This is a genomic window from Bacillus sp. AFS037270, from assembly GCF_002585305.1.
The window spans coordinates 61,670-79,554 of the sequence record NZ_NUNF01000023.1 but is presented as its reverse complement, the minus strand read 5'-3'; the positions used below and the strand labels follow the sequence as shown (position 1 = coordinate 79,554).

Genomic DNA, 17,885 nt, shown 5'->3' with positions numbered 1-17,885 from the left:
CTTTAGCTGTAATCTTTTAACAGGAATACTTTTCGATTATTTATTAGTCTTTATAAAAATTTGGAAAAAAAAACATCACTATGAAAAAAAAGATGGGCCGAGGCCTCATCTTTTTTTCGCATTATTATTCACTATTTGCCAGTTCTTTAAAGCGTTGTCTAGAAAGCTTTTCATCAAAGCTTGAAAAGATACGATAGTTTTGATCGTCTAGAATCCGAAAATGCTTACTTAATATATTTTGCTGAAGGATAAAGCCGTTTTTTTTCGAAATTCCCCTCCACCAAACTCGTCCGCCAAGGGTTTTTGCTTTACGAAGGTCGATTCCGTTTAGGGCAACTGTTTCTAATACCTCAAGGGGTTCATTTCCAAATAAAAATTGGACGGTTTCCGTTTCTCGAAAAAGGGCACAAATGGAAACAACTGTCGACCAGCCAGCTAGAACCCTCCCTTTTTCAATTTGTACAAGGGTTTTCTTCGAAATACCGATAATATCAGCCATTTTATCCTGGGTATAACCTGCTTCTGTCCTAATCAGCCGAAGCTTCTCAGAAACCTGCATAATAATTTCATCCCTGGTCACAGTAAGCCCTTCCTTCAATTTCTTCTAGTGTAATTTTACACAACTTTATAGGACTATTCAAATTTCAAGAAAAAAAACTGCTATATTTCACTATAGCAGTTTAAGTACTTAAACTTTGAAATTTATCTAACCCCAGGCTATACGCCGCTGACCAGGGCGCTTACGCATTTCGTGGGGGGATACCGCACTGACTGGAACATGAATTTTTCAAATCACAGGCGGCGCATTTTCCCTTTTTGGATTTATTAATGAATTTCACTAAAGCCCAGGCAGCATATCCAAAAATAGCCACACCGATTATTATACTCGCAATCATTAGGTCCACCCCTTCAAGATTTTACATCAATCCAAATAGTTTTCCTCCTTGGTAAATGACCAAGGATAATATATAAGCAATAACGAAAGCATAAATCATTGAAAAAGCAGTCCATTTCTTAGAACCGGTTTCCTTATAAATGGTTGCCGTCGTTGCCAAACAAGGAATATACAATAGGATAAAGACCATAAAGCTATAGGCTGCCAGCGGAGTATAGTAATTAGCCAATAACCCTTGCAGGCTTGCATCATTTGGAACGAAGTAAATAATATTCATGGTTGAAATGATCGCTTCTTTAGCCAGAAAACCTGTTATTAACGAAGCAGATGCCTGCCAGGTTCCAAAGCCAATCGGATCAAAAATAGGTGCAATTATATTACCAACAGCAGCTAAATAGCTATGGTCCATATCAACCTTCAGACCATTAGGACCAGCATAAGATAATAGCCAGATAAAGACGGAACCGGCAAAAATAAATGTTCCCGCCTTTCTAACAAATCCTTTCCCTTTATCCCAAGTACTTCTCCATAATGATTGAAACTGTGGAAGTCGGTATGGAGGAAGTTCAATAACAAATAAAGATGTTTCAGATTTTAGTAGAGTTTTAGAAAATACTTTGGCTAACGTCAATGCTACTACAATTCCCAACACGTATAGGCTAAGAACAACGAATGCCTTATGGCCTGCAAAAAAGGCTCCTACAAATAAGGCGTATACCGGTAACCGGGCTGAGCATGACATTAATGGTGTTAATAGTATAGTTAATAGTCTCTCCCGAGGAGTTTCAATCGTTCTAGCCGCCATAATCCCAGGAACATTACAGCCAAATCCAATCATCATTGGGATAAAAGCTTTGCCATTTAATCCTACTGATTCCATTATACGGTCCATTACAAGGGCTACGCGCGCCATGTAACCAGAGTCTTCTAATAAGGAAATAAAGAAGAACAGGATAAAGATTTGCGGTACAAACACAAGTACGCCGCCAACCCCAGCTACTAACCCTTCAATAATTAAGTCATGAATAAAATTTGAAGCATGAATAGAACTTATGACCGCCTCAAACCCGGACGTGACAGGTCCCGTTAATAAGGCATCGAGCACATTTGATAAAGGCGTGCCCAGCCAATCAAATGTCAGCATAAACATGAAATACATGAGCAGCAAAAAGATTGGCATCCCAAGAAAGCGATTCGTTACAATGCTATCAATTTTTTCAGACAATGGAATTACCGAGTCACTTTTTCTTGCTACTTCGGCAACGATTTTTTCAATGACTTCTTTTCGCTTTAAATAAATAAAATTGGAGAGTGACTTTCCATCCAATCGTGCTTGAAGCTTTTTTTCCAAATTTCTCACAATATCATTTATTCTTTGCGGATTGGCGATACTGTTTACATAGTTTTGAACATATTGATTTCCCTCAAAATATTGAATAGCAAGAAACCGAATAGAGTGGCTGGTCTTCCCACTAATTTCACCGGTAATTGCCGTAATCGCCTCTTCTACCTCTTTGCCATAATAGACTAGGTGCTTATTGGCAGGCTGGATGGATTTTGTAGAGATTACATCTACAAGCTTGTCACACCCTTTTCCACTCCGAGCCACGACAGGCACAACCGGAACGCCTAGAACTTTGGCCAACTTCGGAGCATCAACATGAATGCCGCGTTTATTGGCAACATCGATCATATTTAAACCTATAAGTGCAGGCTTCTCAAACTCCAATAATTGAAGTGTTAAATGTAAATTACGTTCTAATTGTGATGCGTCTAAAATATTTAATAACCGGTCAACTGATTCAGTTAAAAAGAACGAAGTTACAACCCCCTCATCCTTTGATAAAGGATTAAGAGTGTATACTCCCGGTAAATCTATTAATTGTCCAATATTATTCTTGAAAACTCCGACTTTTTTTTCAACGGTTACACCGCTCCAGTTGCCAACATACTCATAGGAACCTGTTAAATTATTAAACAATGAAGTTTTTCCAGTATTCGGGTTTCCAATAAGAGCGATTTCCATTATATTCTCTCCACTTCAATCTGAACGGCTTCTTTTCGGCGAATCCCAACACATTGACCGCAGGATTCGATCATAATTGGGCCGCCAAATGGCATCACACATTTTACACAGACTTCAGATCCTTCCGTAATTCCTAAATCAAGTAAGCGCCTTTGAACGAGGTGACCAACATGAGATAGATCAATTATTTTTCCTTTATCTCCTGTTTTTAAAGAACCAAACATGTATATCACCCTATCTATGTTAATTGAGAATGATTATCTTTCTAATTGTATTTTAACACTTTTTTGAGTTAATAAGCATAATAAATTTGACAAAAGTTCGAAAATATTTTCTGGAAGGACATCTATATCCATACAAAAAAAGGAAAAGAACTAATCCTTTCCTTTTTTCCTATTTATTATAGTCTTTTTTGTAAAATCATTTTCTTTGGAAGGGCACTAATTAGTACAATAGAAATGATTGCACTAATAATGAAATTAGGCAGCATATAGGTTCCATTATATAGTAGAGAGTAGATAGCTACCGGCTGGCCTTTTGGAGCATACTCGCCGAAAAAGGCAATCCCAGAAATCACATGACAAATATATCTTAGCGCACTTCCCAAAAATGCCCCACTAATTACATAAGCCATCCATTTACCATTGTTCTGTTCATTGATTGCTTTTTTAATAGCAGATGCAAAAATTCCTGCGGAACCAACAACTGTAAAAGCAATAAAGTAATCAATAATCCCTTGTACAATCGTATAAACTTGGGAAAACCCTAGAATAAACTGAAGGAAACCTAATAAAAAGCCTGTTAAAAGTCCACCCTTTATCCCCCAGCGATAGGCAATGAGGAATATCGGCACCATCGCAATGGAGATGGAACCACCCTGTGGCCAAATTCTTAAAGAAACAATTCCCGCGACAAAATCTAATAAATAAGCAAGTGCAGTAAATACAGCAACTTCTGCAATAAATAAAGTATTATTTCTTGTTTGATTCACTAAACATTTCCCCCTATATATAATTAGACCCGCTTGATCTCTTCCGAAAGACTATATGTTGCCATAACAATGTGGAAGAAAAAAAGCAATTCAGAACTTGGAATGTCTGAATTGCTTTGTATTTAAGCAAACCACATCCCTACGCTAGTGTTACCTAACAGGTTCATAGGGTCAGAACGCTAACGTTCACTCTCAGCCGCCCAGAAAGCAGCTCCCCCTGTGGAAAGTATTCAATTGTATCCATAGAAAATATACTACTCTACCACTAATTAAACAAGATATTTGTTATAGAGAATGTTATATGCGACATTATAAATTATGGATAATTAATAACATTTCACTGGATAAAAATTTTTTCCTTAAATTTCATAAAGGATTTTTTCATTCTTCAGCGAATTATCATGGTAATCAGTTTGGTTAAAACCAATAGGGGGAAACAACATGTTTACGGGAGAACAAACGGATTTAATCGCCTTTTTTGCTCATAACAAAAAGCAATTAGTACAAGAATGGGAAAATGCAATCATGATATGTCATGGTGATCCCTTTAAAGGTAAAATACGTGAAAATGGGGAAGCCCTATTAGATGTTATTCTAACGATGCATACCATATCTAAGGAAGAATTATTAACGATTATCGAAAAGATCGCCATTGCCATATCAAAGGAACGGGTTATGGCCGACATTAACATTGGTGATTTTGTATACAATGTCAATATCGGGAGGACAATTTTATATAGCTATTTAAGTAAGACTGGACTGACATGGTCCGAATTACAAAAATCTATTAATGATGTTAACTTTTGTTTTGATAAATTTTTATATTTTGCCGTATCCCATTACTCTGAAGCGAAGAATAAAATTATTGAAGAAAAGACGATGTTTATTGATTCAACCCACCAGGATCGCTTAACACTTCTCGGCCAAATGACTTCAAGCTTTATTCATGAATTTAGAAACCCACTTACATCTGTTCAAGGATTTATTCAATTACTGAAAGCCGATTATCCAAATATGAGATATTTAGATATCATTTCAAGTGAATTGGACCAGCTTAATTTTCGTATCTCCCAGTTTTTGTTACTTTCGAAAAAAGAGCTTATTGGTAAGGAAAAGGTATTTTTCAAATTAAACCACTTAATTGATGAGGTTTTAAACTTCCTCTATCCTAGTATTTTGGACGGTAAAGTTAAAATTCAAAATCATTTAGACGGCGACTTTACATTGAATGGCTATGCAGATGAAATCAGGCAGGTCTTTATTAATATCATTTTTAATGCCATTGATGTTCTGAATCACCACGAGGTCGCAAATCCGACCATTGAGATAAACAGTTTATTAGAAGACAATACAACGATAAAAATTAGTATTTCAAACAATGGGCCCGTCATTCCAACTGAGTTGCATAAAACCATTTTCGAACCGTTTTTCACTACAAAAAAACTGGGGACTGGCCTCGGCTTGTTTGTCTGTAAAGAAATTATTGAAAAACATAAAGGAAAATTAACCTGCGACTCTTCACAAGATAAAACAACGTTTTCCATTTACTTGCCAGTTGCTTTGGACCAAAGTGATGAGCAGGAAATTAATCTATAGAGAACATCGAATCCCACTTTCAAATAAGCAGGGATTTTTTTCTTTTTAAATTCATCTCCCATTCCGGTGCCCACGCATATGATGTACCAAAAATCATCATCAGGAGAATAGGCCTATGTTTACATTAAAAGTTGATCATGAGATTGAGTTACAATTGTTTCAACGGCATCACGCCTTAACACTTTTCAAACTTATTGAGGAGAATCGTGAACATTTACGGGAATGGATGCCATGGGTGGATAGTATGGCCTCCCCCTATCAGATAGAAACCATAATCCCGGTATGGCTTAATCAATTTGCTGAAAACAGCGGCCTTAATGTAGGGATTCTTTACCGGGGGGAGCTTGTCGGCTCCTTGGGTTTGCACCAAATTGATTGGTATAACAGCATGGCGAGTATTGGTTATTATTTAGCTAAGAAAGCGGAAGGTCATGGGATTATCACAAGGTCCGTTAAAGCCCTGCTGAATTATTGCTTTTTCCAATTAGGTATAAACCGGATTGAAATTCGCTGCGGAGTAAATAATATAAAAAGCCGTGCCATTCCAGAGCGGCTGCGATTTGTCAGGGAAGGGACAGTTCGTGATGGAGAACATTTAAACGGTCATTTTCATGACCTTATTATTTATAGCATGCTGGCGCGGGAATGGAAGTCTGTGCATATTTAGTACCATAATACCAATGATCAAGCGGCCAACATGGCTGCTTTTTTTGTTGAATTGATAGCTAATTTGCTAATAAGAGTCATATTTGAAATAATAAAAGAAAACTTGGCAATTTGAAAAAGTTAGAAGTTGGAATTATAGGGAATAATCATTACATAGAGTAAAAAGTAAGTGAGGTGGCATGCCTTACCCTTTGTAAGGTGCTAAATGATTTGGATGAACGTTTTAATTATCGCTATACTGATTACTTTTACCGCATTTTTTGTTGCATCAGAATTTGCCATGGTAAAGGTGCGGACGACTAGAATAGATCAATTAATTTCAGAAGGTAATAAAAAAGCAGAAGCAGCAAAAAAACTCATTTCTAATTTAGATGGGTATTTATCAGCCACACAGGTCGGGATTACGATTACTTCCTTAATCTTGGGCTGGTTAGGAGAGCCAACAGTCCGTAGACTTTTAGAACCTATTTTTAATTGGATTCAGTTACCGCAATCATTGAAACAAGTGATCTCCTTTATTCTTGCTTTTTCTATCATTACCTTTTTCAATGTTGTTATTGGTGAATTAGCACCAAAAACGTTTGCGATTCAAAGGTCAGAACAAATCATTATGCTTTTTGCAAAACCAATGATACTTTTTTATCGGTTGATGTACCCCTTTATTTGGATTCTAAACCGGTCTGCCCGGTTTGTAACGGGATTATTCGGGATTAAACCAACTTCTGAGCAAGAGATTGTTTTATCTGAAGAAGAACTGCGGATAATTCTGTCGCAAAGCTATGAAAGCGGCGAGATCAATCATTCGGAATATAGTTATATGAATAATATTTTTGAATTTGACGATCGAATTGCAAAGGAAATTATGGTACCAAGGACTGAAATCGTCACCCTTTCAAGAGATGCGACAATGGAGGAAATTATCGAAATTGTCCGCGAGGAAAAATATACCCGATATCCCCTCATTGACGGTGATAAAGATAATATTCTGGGAGTGGTGAATATTAAAGAGGTCCTTACCGATTGTATTCAGCAAAAATGTACTGGGGAACAGCCCCTTCTCCCCTATATCAAACCTGTTATTCATGTAATTGAAAATATCCCTATTCAGGAGCTTTTAGTGAAATTACAAAAAAACCGCTCCCATATGGCGGTATTATCTGATGAATATGGCGGTACTGCAGGGATTGTCACCGTTGAAGATATTCTCGAGGAAATTGTCGGTGAGATTCGAGATGAATTTGATTTGGATGAGCTTCCTCTTATCCAAAAAAAGGGTGAATATCATTATATTTTAGATGGGAAAGTTCTAATAAGCGAGGTAAATGACCTTCTGGGAACAACGCTTGAAGAAGAAGAAGTAGACACAATTGGCGGATGGTTTTTAACGCAAAAGTTTGATGTCAAAAAGGGTGATTCAATTGAAAAAGAAGGTTTCACGTTTCAAATAAAAGAAATCGAAGGTCATCATATAGTCTATATTGAAGTAAGTAAGGTTGATAAAAACGCCTCCGAGTAAATCGGGGCGTTATATTTTTTTACACATTTTTTGTAATATTTAGTTTTTTATATTCATACTTACGGGAATTCCCCATAAAATATAAGTATATATTACTATCTAAACTAGAACGTTTGACTGTACAGTTTAATTTCTTTATAATTATTGTTAATTTGTAAAATATAGAGGTGGTAAGATGGGGCTGTCTATCGGATTGGTGAAATAGCAGAAATAGCGCATGTTTCGAAACGCACCATTGACTATTATACGTCTATTGGCTTGTTAAAGGCAGAACGCTCTAAGTCAAACTACCGCATTTATTCGGATGAAGCACTGGATGATTTGAAATTTATAGAGGAATGTAAATGTCTGCACTTTCCATTAGACGAGATTAAAAGAAAACTAGAAATGCGCAAAGCAAAAAACCTGCAGGAATCAGAGGTTGATAAGCATGTAAGTGCTGTAACGCAGCAAATGAGGCAGCTGCATAGCGACTTGTTTGACCTAATCCCCATTTTAGAAAAATTGGATGAGGATCAGAAAGAAAAGCTGACCAGCAATCTTAGCCTGCTTCGAACAGTACTTATGAAATCACTTTTAAGTGTTACGACTTAATTTTTTTAAATAACTGGGAGGTGACACCTTACCCGTCCACCAACGGGCTAAGGGAACTTATTTGGACATATTTAACTTGGTTATTATAGCCATTTTAATTGCCTTAACTGCCTTTTTTGTAACTTCAGAATTTGCGATCGTCAAAATCAGAAGTTCAAGAATTGATCAGTTAATTGAAGAAGGAAATTCGAGGGCTGTTTCCGCAAAAAAAGTGATATCAAACTTAGATGAATATCTATCTGCTTGTCAACTGGGTATAACCATAACTGCTTTGGGATTAGGTTGGATTGGGGAATCGACAATCGAGCATTTGCTTAGCCCACTATTCCTAAAATTGAACTTGCCTGAGAGCGCAACACAAATATTTTCAGTTGGGATTGCATTTGCGACCATTACTTTCCTTCATGTTGTGGTTGGGGAGCTAGCACCTAAAACTCTTGCTATTCAAAAGGCAGAATTGATTACCTTAGTCATGTCACGTCCCTTAATCTTATTTTATAAGATTATGTACCCTTTTATTTGGGTACTAAATGGGTCTGCACGGATTGTTTCTAGTCTTTTCGGGTTAAAGCCGGTATCGGAAAATGAAATTGCCCATACGGAGGAAGAACTTCGAATTATCCTGTCTGAAAGCTATAAAAGTGGCGAAATTAACCAATCAGAGTTTAAGTATGTAAATAAAATTTTTGAATTTGATAACCGGATTGCCAAGGAAATCATGGTACCTCGAACAGAGATGGTTTCTTTATCAAAGGACGATTCATTAGAAACATTTCTTCAGGTCTTACGGGAAGAAAAATTTACCAGATATCCTGTCATTGATGGCGATAAAGACCATATTATTGGTTTAATCAATATCAAGGAAATCATGACTGATTTAATTGGCAATGAAAATCTTTCATCACAAACTCTAGAAAACTTTACTCGACCGATTATTAGAGTAATAGAAACGATTCCTATTCATGATTTATTGGTTAAGATGCAAAAAGATCGTGTTCATATGGCGGTCTTAATGGATGAATATGGTGGAACATCAGGACTTGTTACGGTCGAGGATATCCTCGAGGAAATTGTTGGTGAAATTCGGGATGAATTTGATATGGATGAAATTTCAGAAATCCGTAAGATTAAGGAAAATCATTACATCATCGATTCAAAGGTTTTAGTAAGTGAGATTAATGATTTATTAGGCGTTGAAATTGATGATGAAGATGTCGATACAATAGGCGGTTGGATTCTAACTGAGAATTATGAAGCTAAAGAAGGCGACATCATCCATCACGATTCATATACCTTTAAAATTCTAGATATGGATGAACATCATATCAAGTATATTGAAGTAACAAAAAACACAAATAATGAAGAATCAAATACTCAACAAATGGCAGTAACAAAATCAGGAGTTCTTTCATAGAAAAATAGGCCGAATCATTCGGTCTATTTTTTTGCTTTTACTATGTCTACATAGACAAAAATAAAAAGACTGTATAAGACAACAGTCTCCACTTAAGATTATTTATTTTTTGAGATGATCATTTCTTCTTCTAGCTTCGCGATTTTCACTAAATGGGAGTCAAGCCGGCGATTTACATGCTGAAGTTCAATGCCGTGTGTTTCTTCAATCCTCTGCAGTGAATCTTTAATATCAGACAAATCAATCTGATTTACTTCCACCCTATGTTCAATGCTATCCATTTTTTCTAATCTTGAGAGCCTTTTTTCAATGGTTTCTAATGTAGCATTGAATGTTTGAATTAAGCTTCTTAAATCCAGTTCGTTCTCTGGTAATTTTTCAAATTCATTGCCCATTGAACAAACCTCCCTTCTATTTGTCCCTTAATTTTAACATCATTTTCACTGTAAATATGTTACAAAAACAGCACATTCACCTCCAAAGGATAAACTCCCTGGTCGTATTCACATAATCGTCAACAATAGTTAAATTTATTAACCATTTTAAAAAGATTCTGCCCTTTATAATTTGAACAATCTAACAAAAAATTGAACATTTAATTAATTAACCTATTTATGTGAATATTATCACATTAATTTCACTATAAATATTATAGTCTTACACTATAAGGAATAGAGGGCTTACATTTTTAATATTAACCTTTCATCTTATCCTTATGACGAATAATTAACTTAAAAGGTTGGTGTAAAGAATATGTTCATATCGATCGATGAAAAAGCTGCTTTATGGTTCACGAAGGAATTTGAAATGAATAAGCCAATCAGTATTCGCCTGTTTCCTCAATATGCAGGCTTTGGAGAAAAGAATAAAGGTTATAGTCTTGCTTTTTCAATTGAGCAGCCTGCAGATGCCGGCTATGCACAAGAAATGAACGGAATTACCTTTTATGTAGAAGGAAATGATGTATGGTTTTTTAAAGACACCGAGACATACTTATCTGTTGATGAAGCACTTGAGGAAATTCAAATTACCTATAAAGAAAAAGCCATTCATTAGTATGATAAAGACCAGCCGTTTTGAAAATTGGCTGGTCTTTTGGGTTCTCATTTAGTTTACTTGCTTACCTAAGGTTGGCGGAAATAATTTTGCCCCTTCAAAAACTTTTCCTAGTTTTTCTTCACCTTGTGCGAATAGGTCATCCCCTGCAGTAATTGACGGTTTATCTTTTTTCAATTCATCTGCTTTCACTTGGTATGATGCAGAATAGTCCTTTAATGCGGCCTCAAGATCAGCTTTTTGATCACTAAGCTCTGAAGGAACCTGGATGCTGTTTAATTCAGCCGCAACAGAAGCAGCAGATTCACTAGCTTTTGTCTTATCCTCAACAGTTGGCAGTTCTTCAGGCGCTGCATCTTCCTTAGTTGCCTTTGCCATATATGAATTTAAATCAGCATCTTTTGCGTTAACCTTATTGCCAATTTCCATATAAAATTTAACCAATTCCTTCTTAACATCGACTTTAGATGCAGCTGCTTCTTTTGTTGTATCGTTCTTGTCAGTTTTTTCCTCATCATTTGCTGAACAAGCAGCTAGCCCAATGGCCATTGTTAAGGCAGATAATGATAATAAAAATTTCTTCATCGATTTCTCCCCATTTTCTCTCTTTTTAATGCTTGATTATTTTACAACATTTATTTTGACTAGAAAAGTAAAAAGGGATCAATAATGAAATATTTTTAAAAAAATTGTTATTAATACATTAAAAAGATTACTATAAAAAGTAAAATAATAAGTATAACGTATAATCATTCCAAACTAGTCAACCATGTTTTTTCAAATAGTAATAAATTGGGATCTATGTTACAATAATAACTTTTTTAGGTATAATAAAGATTACATAAATTTCCTCTTACTAAATAGTTCTCACTATTACTAAAACTTTCAAAGAAAGGGGTCTGACTTCATGATTTTTGGTATTGCCATCATTCCTATCTTTGTTTATGTTGTCTATAAATTGGGAGTGGTTCTTGAAAACTGGTATGAAATTGATTCAACCTTCACCATAATAGGAATATTGTTGGTAATCGGAGTTGGTGGACTAACCGTATATTCAAAAGTCCCAAAAAATATTAAAATGCCAGGCGATACAACTAAAAATGATAAAAAGTCTAATAATGACTCTATTATTAACTATCCACCAATTGAGGTTACGATCGACCAAGTGCGTAAAGCCATTAGGGAATATTCTGATAAACTTCCAAAAGGAGTTTTCCGTACCATTTTAGTTCAAGATGATAATAGCATTGATTTTGAGAAGCTTGCTCCCTATCTTGGCGGAATTCCTTATAAAAAATTTTATATGTCAAAGGAGACCTATGATCTATTCGAAGAAAATGAAAAACTAATACCAATTGAAATGGATATGGTCCAAAAGGCGGTTGATCAATATGTGAAGGACCATAAAGAATATCCTATGTTAAATTTTGATCCGCTGCACAGGGTAAACTATTATCTTCTCCTCCAAGAACACTACTTAAAAAAGGCCCCTGTTACACAGTTTTATATTACCGATTTAGATGGTCTCATCACACATATTAGACCCCAGAATAAAAACTCCTCTCAACTCTGAGAGGAATTTCTTTCTTTTGGGTAGTTTTTTTTGCTTTTCTTTCAACTATATTGAGATAATAGCACTAACTAATTTAATAATAATTTAAGAACGAGGGGTACAAAGATGGTAAAACAGAAAAATAAATCGCATCATTTAGCGACTATTTCTCTTATAATCATGGGAATCGGATTTATTGCTACCATTCCATTGCAGGATTCATTTTGGGGAAATATCCTCCAGGGGGGTTTTGAAGCAGGGCTCGTCGGTGGACTAGCAGACTGGTTTGCGGTAACTGCACTATTTCGACATCCGCTGGGAATTCCAATTCCCCATACTGCCCTGCTGCCAAAGAACCGGCAAAGAATTACTGCAGGAATAATATCCATGCTTGAAAATGAGTGGCTTACTAAGGAAAGTATTCGCAAAAAAATCAATACGATTGCTTTCACAAATAAGCTTATAGAGATTTTAGAGACTGAAATAAATTCCCAACCGCTACAAAAAAATGTCGTCACGCTTGTTCAACACTTGATTAAAAAAATAGAGGTAAGAAAGCTAACACCCATTATCGAAAAAGAACTAAAAGCTAAATTAGATGACTGGGATATAAAAAAATATCTTCCCTTACTTATTAAGCAAGTGACAGAACGAAATTACGACGAAAAAACCTTAGATTACATTCTCAAGGAAATCGATGAATGGGCTGCGAAAGATTCCACTAAATATAAGCTGGGCGGAATGGCAGTGGATGCTGTGGAAAACATCAAAGCAGATGGCTTTATGCAGTTTGCCCTAAAGTCTTTTAGTAATCTTGTTAACGAGGAAAAATTGGGTAACATTATCCAAAACCTAATCCAAAAAGGTGTTGCCAGTTATAGCGACCCCTATAACCCAAATCGCCGAACTTTATTGATTCATATCCGAAATAAGCTTGAATCAATTAAAACAGACGAAAAAATCTATGAAGAACTTTCGAATTTGAAATCACATGCCATTACTAAATGGGAGTCACAAGAGCAAATTAATGATATATTAGAACAGTTTCAGCAAAAAGCTATCGATTTCGTTGCAGAACCTAGCTTTTTAAATCATTACTTACTTCCATTTATAAATGACACGTTAACAGAATTAAAAAATAGCCCCGAAAAAATAGAGGCCATTGATACGTGGATTAAATCAAAGCTTTCTTCCTTTGTGGAAAAAAATCATTCTAAAATTGGCAAGCTTGTCAAAGAGAATTTAGACAAATTGGACGATAAAACATTGATTAACATGGTTGAAACTAACGTTGGAAAAGACCTGCAATGGATCCGGGTTAATGGAGCTGTTTGCGGATTTTTGATAGGACTTATCTTAGTTGGGTTTAGAGCTTTCTTTTAAATTTGCCTTATTTATTAAGGCTTTTTTTTTTGCGATTTCCCAAAAGCCCCTACTATAAAATGGTTCTTTTTCAGGTTCTCTCTTCATTTTTAGTACCATAGTCATATTTTTTAACATAAGGGGTCAGGAAAATGGCTGTTAAATTGAATAATCATAAGTTAATCCGTCCAAAAGGTTAAAAAGCAACCTTTCGGCCNNGTCGACAAGTCGCCCTATATTGGGGCTGACCAAGACGCTTCCGCTTTTCTTAAGAATTTACCGAATATAAACTTCTAGTAACTTCTTTCTTAGCCTGTCCTTTTCTTCATTTGTTTTTCTATAGTCGTATTGATAAATAGCACCCTCCCAATCGCCATACATTGGGTTAGGGAAAACAATCAGTTTACGGCCAAACTCATCCTTACGTTTATTCACCTCATGAGATCTTTCTGAAACAGTTAACCCATCAAACCCGTAAAAATCACCTAAATTGTCTCCAAAGTACAAAAGAATGTCGCGAGTTTTTGCTACCTGAATGCGGCGGGTTTCCTTCCCTCTTTCTCCGGGCTGTTGTAATAACACATGCTCACTAATTACCTGAGGAGCACCTACATTTAATAAATTTTTCATGGTTGCTTTTTTTTCCCTTTCGTTTCGATTCGATATGTAAAAAATATCGACTCCCCTTGCATTAGCATATTGCAAAAATTCAATTGCACCAGGCAAGGCTTTTGCTTCCCCACGTCTAAACCATTCATTCCAGCCGAACGGGACTCCTTTGCCATGAAGGACAAACCACGCCTGATGCGGACTGTTATCAAGGATCGTCTCGTCAATATCTAGGACAATTGCGGGTTTTAATCCGGTTGTTTTAGGTCGGTCCCTTAATAGTTCATCTAATCTCATTCTCCCCATGTTATAACCTTGATAATATAAAGCTTTTGCTTCGGCTGAGTTTTGAAACCAAAGTACAGACATGGTATTTTGATCATACAGGTTTAACGAAGAACTGCCTTTCGTCTCAGCTTTTACATTTAGACTTGAGAGTGACAGAACCATTATTAAGGTTAAAAGCCATCCAATCTTCCTCTTCAATCACAATACCCTCCTTTTTTTACAATAATAGTATGTGAAAGAAAGGAACATCCTAACATTTGAGTATTAGATATTTTTGTAAAAAAAGAGCAGCAAGTCCAATAAAACGACTTACCGCTCTTTCCTGTTTAAATGATTCGTTTTTTTACATTAGTTTCTATCTTATCCCGTTTATGAAAACCTTTGATATAGTAGACTGCTACTAAGAAGACCAGGAATAACGGTCCGATTACTAAAGCAATTCTTGTATCAGGATTATAGCCCATCAATCCTATGACAAACGCTAAAAAGGCTAAGGCTAGATAAGATGTATAAGGAAATAATGGCATTTTATATTTTAGTGCCTTTACTTCACCCTGTTTAAGAGTTTGGCGATAACGAATTTGCGATAAAAGAATGACTCCCCAAGTCCAAATCGCACCAAACGTAGCAATACTCGTAACCCAAGTAAATACCTTTGCAGGGACAATATAATTTAGGATAACCCCTATCAGTAAAGCTCCTGCAGAGGCAACCACAGCCACTCCGGGAACACCACTTTTGGTAACCTTACCAAAGTTTTTAGGGGCCTCACCATGCTCAGCAAGGTTAAATAGCATCCTAGCTGTACTAAAAATACCACTATTACAAGATGAAAGAGCTGCAGTTAGAACAACAAAGTTTATAATACCCGCCGCCCCAGGGATGCCAATTTTTTCAAAGGTCAGTACAAATGGACTCCCTTTTGTACCAATTTCCTCCCATGGATAAATCGACATAATTACAAACAGTGCTCCAACATAAAATAGAAGAATCCGCCAAAAGACTGTATCTATTGCTCTTGCAAGCGACTTTTCCGGATTTTTTACCTCTCCAGCTGTAACCCCGATCATTTCAATTCCCAAGTAGGCGAACATAACCATTTGCAGGGATAATAACACACCTTTTATTCCATTCGGAAAGAAACCGCCATGCTCCCATAAATTCTTGACACCAGTTGCAATTCCGCCATTACCAAGACCAAAGATAATCATCCCGGCACCGATTAGGATCATAGCAATGATTGTAATAATCTTAATTAAGGCAAACCAAAATTCTAATTCCCCATACGCTTTAACAGCAAGGAAGTTAACTGACGCCATAATGATAAGTGCTGCTAACGCCCATATCCATCTTGGAACAGCTGGAAACCAATATTCCATATAAATACCGATGGCAGTAATTTCAGCCATACAAGTAACGACCCATAAAAACCAATAATTCCAACCTGTTATGTATCCCGCCAGTGGTCCTAAATAATCACGAGCATATTTACTAAAAGAACCGGCTACCGGTTTTTGAATTGCCATTTCTCCTAAGGCTCTCATTATAAAAAACATGATTAACCCGCTAAATGCGTAACCAACCAAAATACCTGGTCCCGCCATTTTGATCGCAGACGCTGAACCAAGAAATAATCCTACCCCAATAGCTGCACCGAGAGACATTAACGTTATATGTCTTTCCTCTAAACCGCGATGAAGTTCTTTGTTCTGAGTGTTTTTCCCCATCTATGAATCTCCTCCTGAAAAAACTTCAATTTCCCATTCATCCACTTGTTCGACTTTTGACAAAAAATAATTTATGAATTATTATCATACTACTTATCAGCAATTAATGCGACTGACCATCCTCCTCTTTTTTTGTTGTTAGCGCTTTCAAATCTACTAAAAAAATTTTTGAACATTTTCTGACATTATTTTAACATTTCTATGAACAATCTTTTTTGTAGAATAACGAGAAATTCACTATAACTTTTTGTAGAATTAAACTAAAGAATAAAATCATTTCCGTGATAGACATTGTGGAGGTTTTCATTTTGAATACGAGACAACATGATCCGTTTAAAACCGCTTTTGATAGTTTAGAAGAATTTGCTGATTTAATAAGCCAAGTTTTAAATTGCCCGATTACTATTGAGGATGCTAACCATCGACTTCTTGCCTATAGCACACATGATGAACGGACTGACCCCGCAAGGATCTATACCATCATCGGACGAAGAGTGCCTGAGAAGGTGATTAATCAATTATGGAAAGAAGGAACCATTCCAGCCCTGCTTCAAACCCGTGAACCCATCCGTGTTAAGAATATGGATGATATTGGACTTAATAATAGAGTTGCTATCTCTATTTGGAAGCAAGATGAGGTATTAGGCTTTATTTGGGCGATAGAAATTGACAAAACCTTAACTGATAAGGATTTTGATTTACTCAAAAAAGCGGCAGATTCGGCCAAAAATAAACTTTTACAGCTACAAACAAGGAAAAATAAAAAAGAAGAACATTCTCAGGAATTCTTCTGGAAACTACTAACCGGACACTTGAAGGGTGAAAAGGACATCTACGAGCGTTTTCATGCATTGAAAATTACTCCCTCCCCTTCCTTTGTTATTGCGGTATTTCAATTTCCTGAAAACATAACAAGTAAAGTAGAACAAAACATCTCTTATTTATTAAAAACCAGTCAACTGATGAAAATTCTGCTCTATACAATTGACTGTAATCAACTAATTGTCTTAATCTCCGCTGTTAATAATAAAGAGCCTTATCAAGAGTTTAACCGTTTTGTTCAGACCTTTGTTTCGACAATGGACGAGCGGTACCAGATTAAAGGAATCACTCCTGTATACAGCAGTATTTATGATGATTATCAAAAAATTGGCCAAGCATATAAAGAAACCTTAAGTGTTTTATCAATTAAAGAAAAATTTCCAGCAGAAACTAAAGAAATTTTTAATTATCAAAAACTGGGAATTTATCAACTTTTTGAACTTATTTTGGAAAAAAGACAAAGCGAGGCTTCTGAAAATTATTCATTAAAAAGGCTGCAAGAATATGACCATAGACATCATAGTAATTTAGTTGAAACGTTAGAGGTTTTCTTAAATAAAGATAACAATATAAATGATGCCGCTAAGGAACTAAATGTTCATGCGAACACTCTCAATTATCGGTTAAAGCGGATTTCTGAAATTGGCGATGTAAATTTTAAGGACCCTAGCCAGAAAATGCTTCTCTATATTGATCTAAAGCTCGAGAAATATAAATAGATTTGAACATTTTGTGAAAATCTCCAAACGGGATAAAAAATTTTCTACTTTC

The 17,885-nt window shown here is 35.9% G+C and carries 18 protein-coding genes, 1 pseudogene and 1 riboswitch; of the genes and pseudogenes, 10 read left to right on the top strand and 9 right to left on the bottom strand.

All coding sequences use genetic code 11. The features are described from left to right. Positions 1-124: 124 nt before the first annotated feature. From COD92_RS12230 to thiT, 5 genes are all read right to left on the bottom strand, one after another. Complete coding sequence (locus COD92_RS12230; RefSeq protein ID WP_098996362.1) at positions 125-580, bottom strand: helix-turn-helix transcriptional regulator; 456 nt, start codon at positions 578-580, stop codon at positions 125-127. A gap of 160 nt (positions 581-740) precedes the next feature. After that, entirely contained in the window at positions 741-896 is a 156-nt protein-coding gene (locus tag COD92_RS12225; RefSeq protein WP_098529733.1) for a FeoB-associated Cys-rich membrane protein, read from the bottom strand. Between the two features lie 21 nt (positions 897-917). Beyond that, positions 918-2,921, bottom strand: coding sequence for a ferrous iron transport protein B (gene feoB, locus COD92_RS12220; protein ID WP_098996361.1), 2,004 nt, complete (start codon positions 2,919-2,921; stop codon positions 918-920). Then, positions 2,921-3,145, bottom strand: coding sequence for a FeoA family protein (locus tag COD92_RS12215; protein ID WP_098529731.1), 225 nt, complete (start codon positions 3,143-3,145; stop codon positions 2,921-2,923). Before COD92_RS12215 ends, feoB begins: the two co-directional genes overlap by 1 nt. A 176-nt stretch (positions 3,146-3,321) precedes the next feature. Then, a complete protein-coding gene (gene thiT, locus COD92_RS12210) occupies positions 3,322-3,912 on the bottom strand; it encodes an energy-coupled thiamine transporter ThiT (RefSeq protein ID WP_098529730.1) in 591 nt (196 codons plus the stop codon). 119 nt (positions 3,913-4,031) lie between these two features. Then, positions 4,032-4,140: riboswitch (TPP riboswitch) on the bottom strand. A gap of 213 nt (positions 4,141-4,353) precedes the next feature. Between thiT and COD92_RS12205 the strand changes: the two genes are divergently transcribed. From COD92_RS12205 to COD92_RS12185, 6 genes and pseudogenes are all read left to right on the top strand, one after another. After that, positions 4,354-5,508: a histidine kinase N-terminal domain-containing protein gene (locus COD92_RS12205; protein ID WP_098996360.1), complete on the top strand. Its 1,155-nt coding sequence runs from the start codon at positions 4,354-4,356 to the stop codon at positions 5,506-5,508. A gap of 115 nt (positions 5,509-5,623) precedes the next feature. Next, positions 5,624-6,175, top strand: coding sequence for a GNAT family N-acetyltransferase (locus tag COD92_RS12200; RefSeq protein WP_098529728.1), 552 nt, complete (start codon positions 5,624-5,626; stop codon positions 6,173-6,175). 204 nt (positions 6,176-6,379) lie between these two features. Then, positions 6,380-7,690: a hemolysin family protein gene (locus tag COD92_RS12195; RefSeq protein WP_098529727.1), complete on the top strand. Its 1,311-nt coding sequence runs from the start codon at positions 6,380-6,382 to the stop codon at positions 7,688-7,690. 192 nt (positions 7,691-7,882) lie between these two features. Beyond that, positions 7,883-8,065: pseudogene (locus tag COD92_RS33595) on the top strand (MerR family transcriptional regulator); the annotation flags it as partial. 12 nt (positions 8,066-8,077) lie between these two features. Continuing rightward, positions 8,078-8,284: a hypothetical protein gene (locus COD92_RS33590; protein ID WP_255286623.1), complete on the top strand. Its 207-nt coding sequence runs from the start codon at positions 8,078-8,080 to the stop codon at positions 8,282-8,284. Positions 8,285-8,345: 61 nt separating this feature from the next. Further along, the gene (locus COD92_RS12185) at positions 8,346-9,698 is read left to right on the top strand and encodes a hemolysin family protein (RefSeq protein ID WP_098529725.1); all 1,353 of its coding nucleotides are present in this window, start codon (positions 8,346-8,348) and stop codon (positions 9,696-9,698) included. A 98-nt stretch (positions 9,699-9,796) separates the two neighbouring features. Here COD92_RS12185 and COD92_RS12180 read toward each other — a convergent pair whose 3' ends face one another. Next, complete coding sequence (locus COD92_RS12180; protein ID WP_098529724.1) at positions 9,797-10,093, bottom strand: hypothetical protein; 297 nt, start codon at positions 10,091-10,093, stop codon at positions 9,797-9,799. Positions 10,094-10,451: 358 nt separating this feature from the next. Here COD92_RS12180 and COD92_RS12175 point away from each other — a divergent pair, with 358 nt between their 5' ends. Continuing rightward, entirely contained in the window at positions 10,452-10,754 is a 303-nt protein-coding gene (locus COD92_RS12175) for a HesB/YadR/YfhF family protein (RefSeq protein WP_098996358.1), read from the top strand. A gap of 51 nt (positions 10,755-10,805) precedes the next feature. Here the strand turns inward: COD92_RS12175 and COD92_RS12170 are convergent, their stop codons facing one another. Continuing rightward, on the bottom strand, positions 10,806-11,339 hold the full coding sequence (locus COD92_RS12170) for a hypothetical protein (RefSeq protein ID WP_098996357.1): 534 nt from the start codon (positions 11,337-11,339) through the stop codon (positions 10,806-10,808). Positions 11,340-11,661: 322 nt separating this feature from the next. On the opposite strand from COD92_RS12170, the gene COD92_RS12165 reads away from it, so the two are divergent. Together COD92_RS12165 and COD92_RS12160 are read left to right on the top strand one after the other, a co-directional pair. Continuing rightward, complete coding sequence (locus COD92_RS12165) at positions 11,662-12,327, top strand: DUF3939 domain-containing protein (protein ID WP_098529721.1); 666 nt, start codon at positions 11,662-11,664, stop codon at positions 12,325-12,327. A gap of 105 nt (positions 12,328-12,432) precedes the next feature. Continuing rightward, on the top strand, positions 12,433-13,689 hold the full coding sequence (locus tag COD92_RS12160) for a DUF445 domain-containing protein (protein WP_098529720.1): 1,257 nt from the start codon (positions 12,433-12,435) through the stop codon (positions 13,687-13,689). Positions 13,690-13,944: 255 nt separating this feature from the next. On the opposite strand, the gene COD92_RS12155 is transcribed toward COD92_RS12160, so the two are convergent. Both COD92_RS12155 and alaP read right to left on the bottom strand, forming a co-directional pair. Then, positions 13,945-14,763, bottom strand: a complete 819-nt coding sequence (locus COD92_RS12155; protein ID WP_255295275.1) for a 5'-nucleotidase, lipoprotein e(P4) family — start codon at positions 14,761-14,763, stop codon at positions 13,945-13,947. 128 nt (positions 14,764-14,891) lie between these two features. Continuing rightward, positions 14,892-16,292: an alanine permease AlaP gene (alaP, locus tag COD92_RS12150; protein WP_098529719.1), complete on the bottom strand. Its 1,401-nt coding sequence runs from the start codon at positions 16,290-16,292 to the stop codon at positions 14,892-14,894. A 308-nt stretch (positions 16,293-16,600) separates the two neighbouring features. On the opposite strand from alaP, the gene COD92_RS12145 reads away from it, so the two are divergent. Continuing rightward, positions 16,601-17,833, top strand: a complete 1,233-nt coding sequence (locus COD92_RS12145) for a PucR family transcriptional regulator (protein WP_098529718.1) — start codon at positions 16,601-16,603, stop codon at positions 17,831-17,833. Positions 17,834-17,885: the final 52 nt, after the last annotated feature.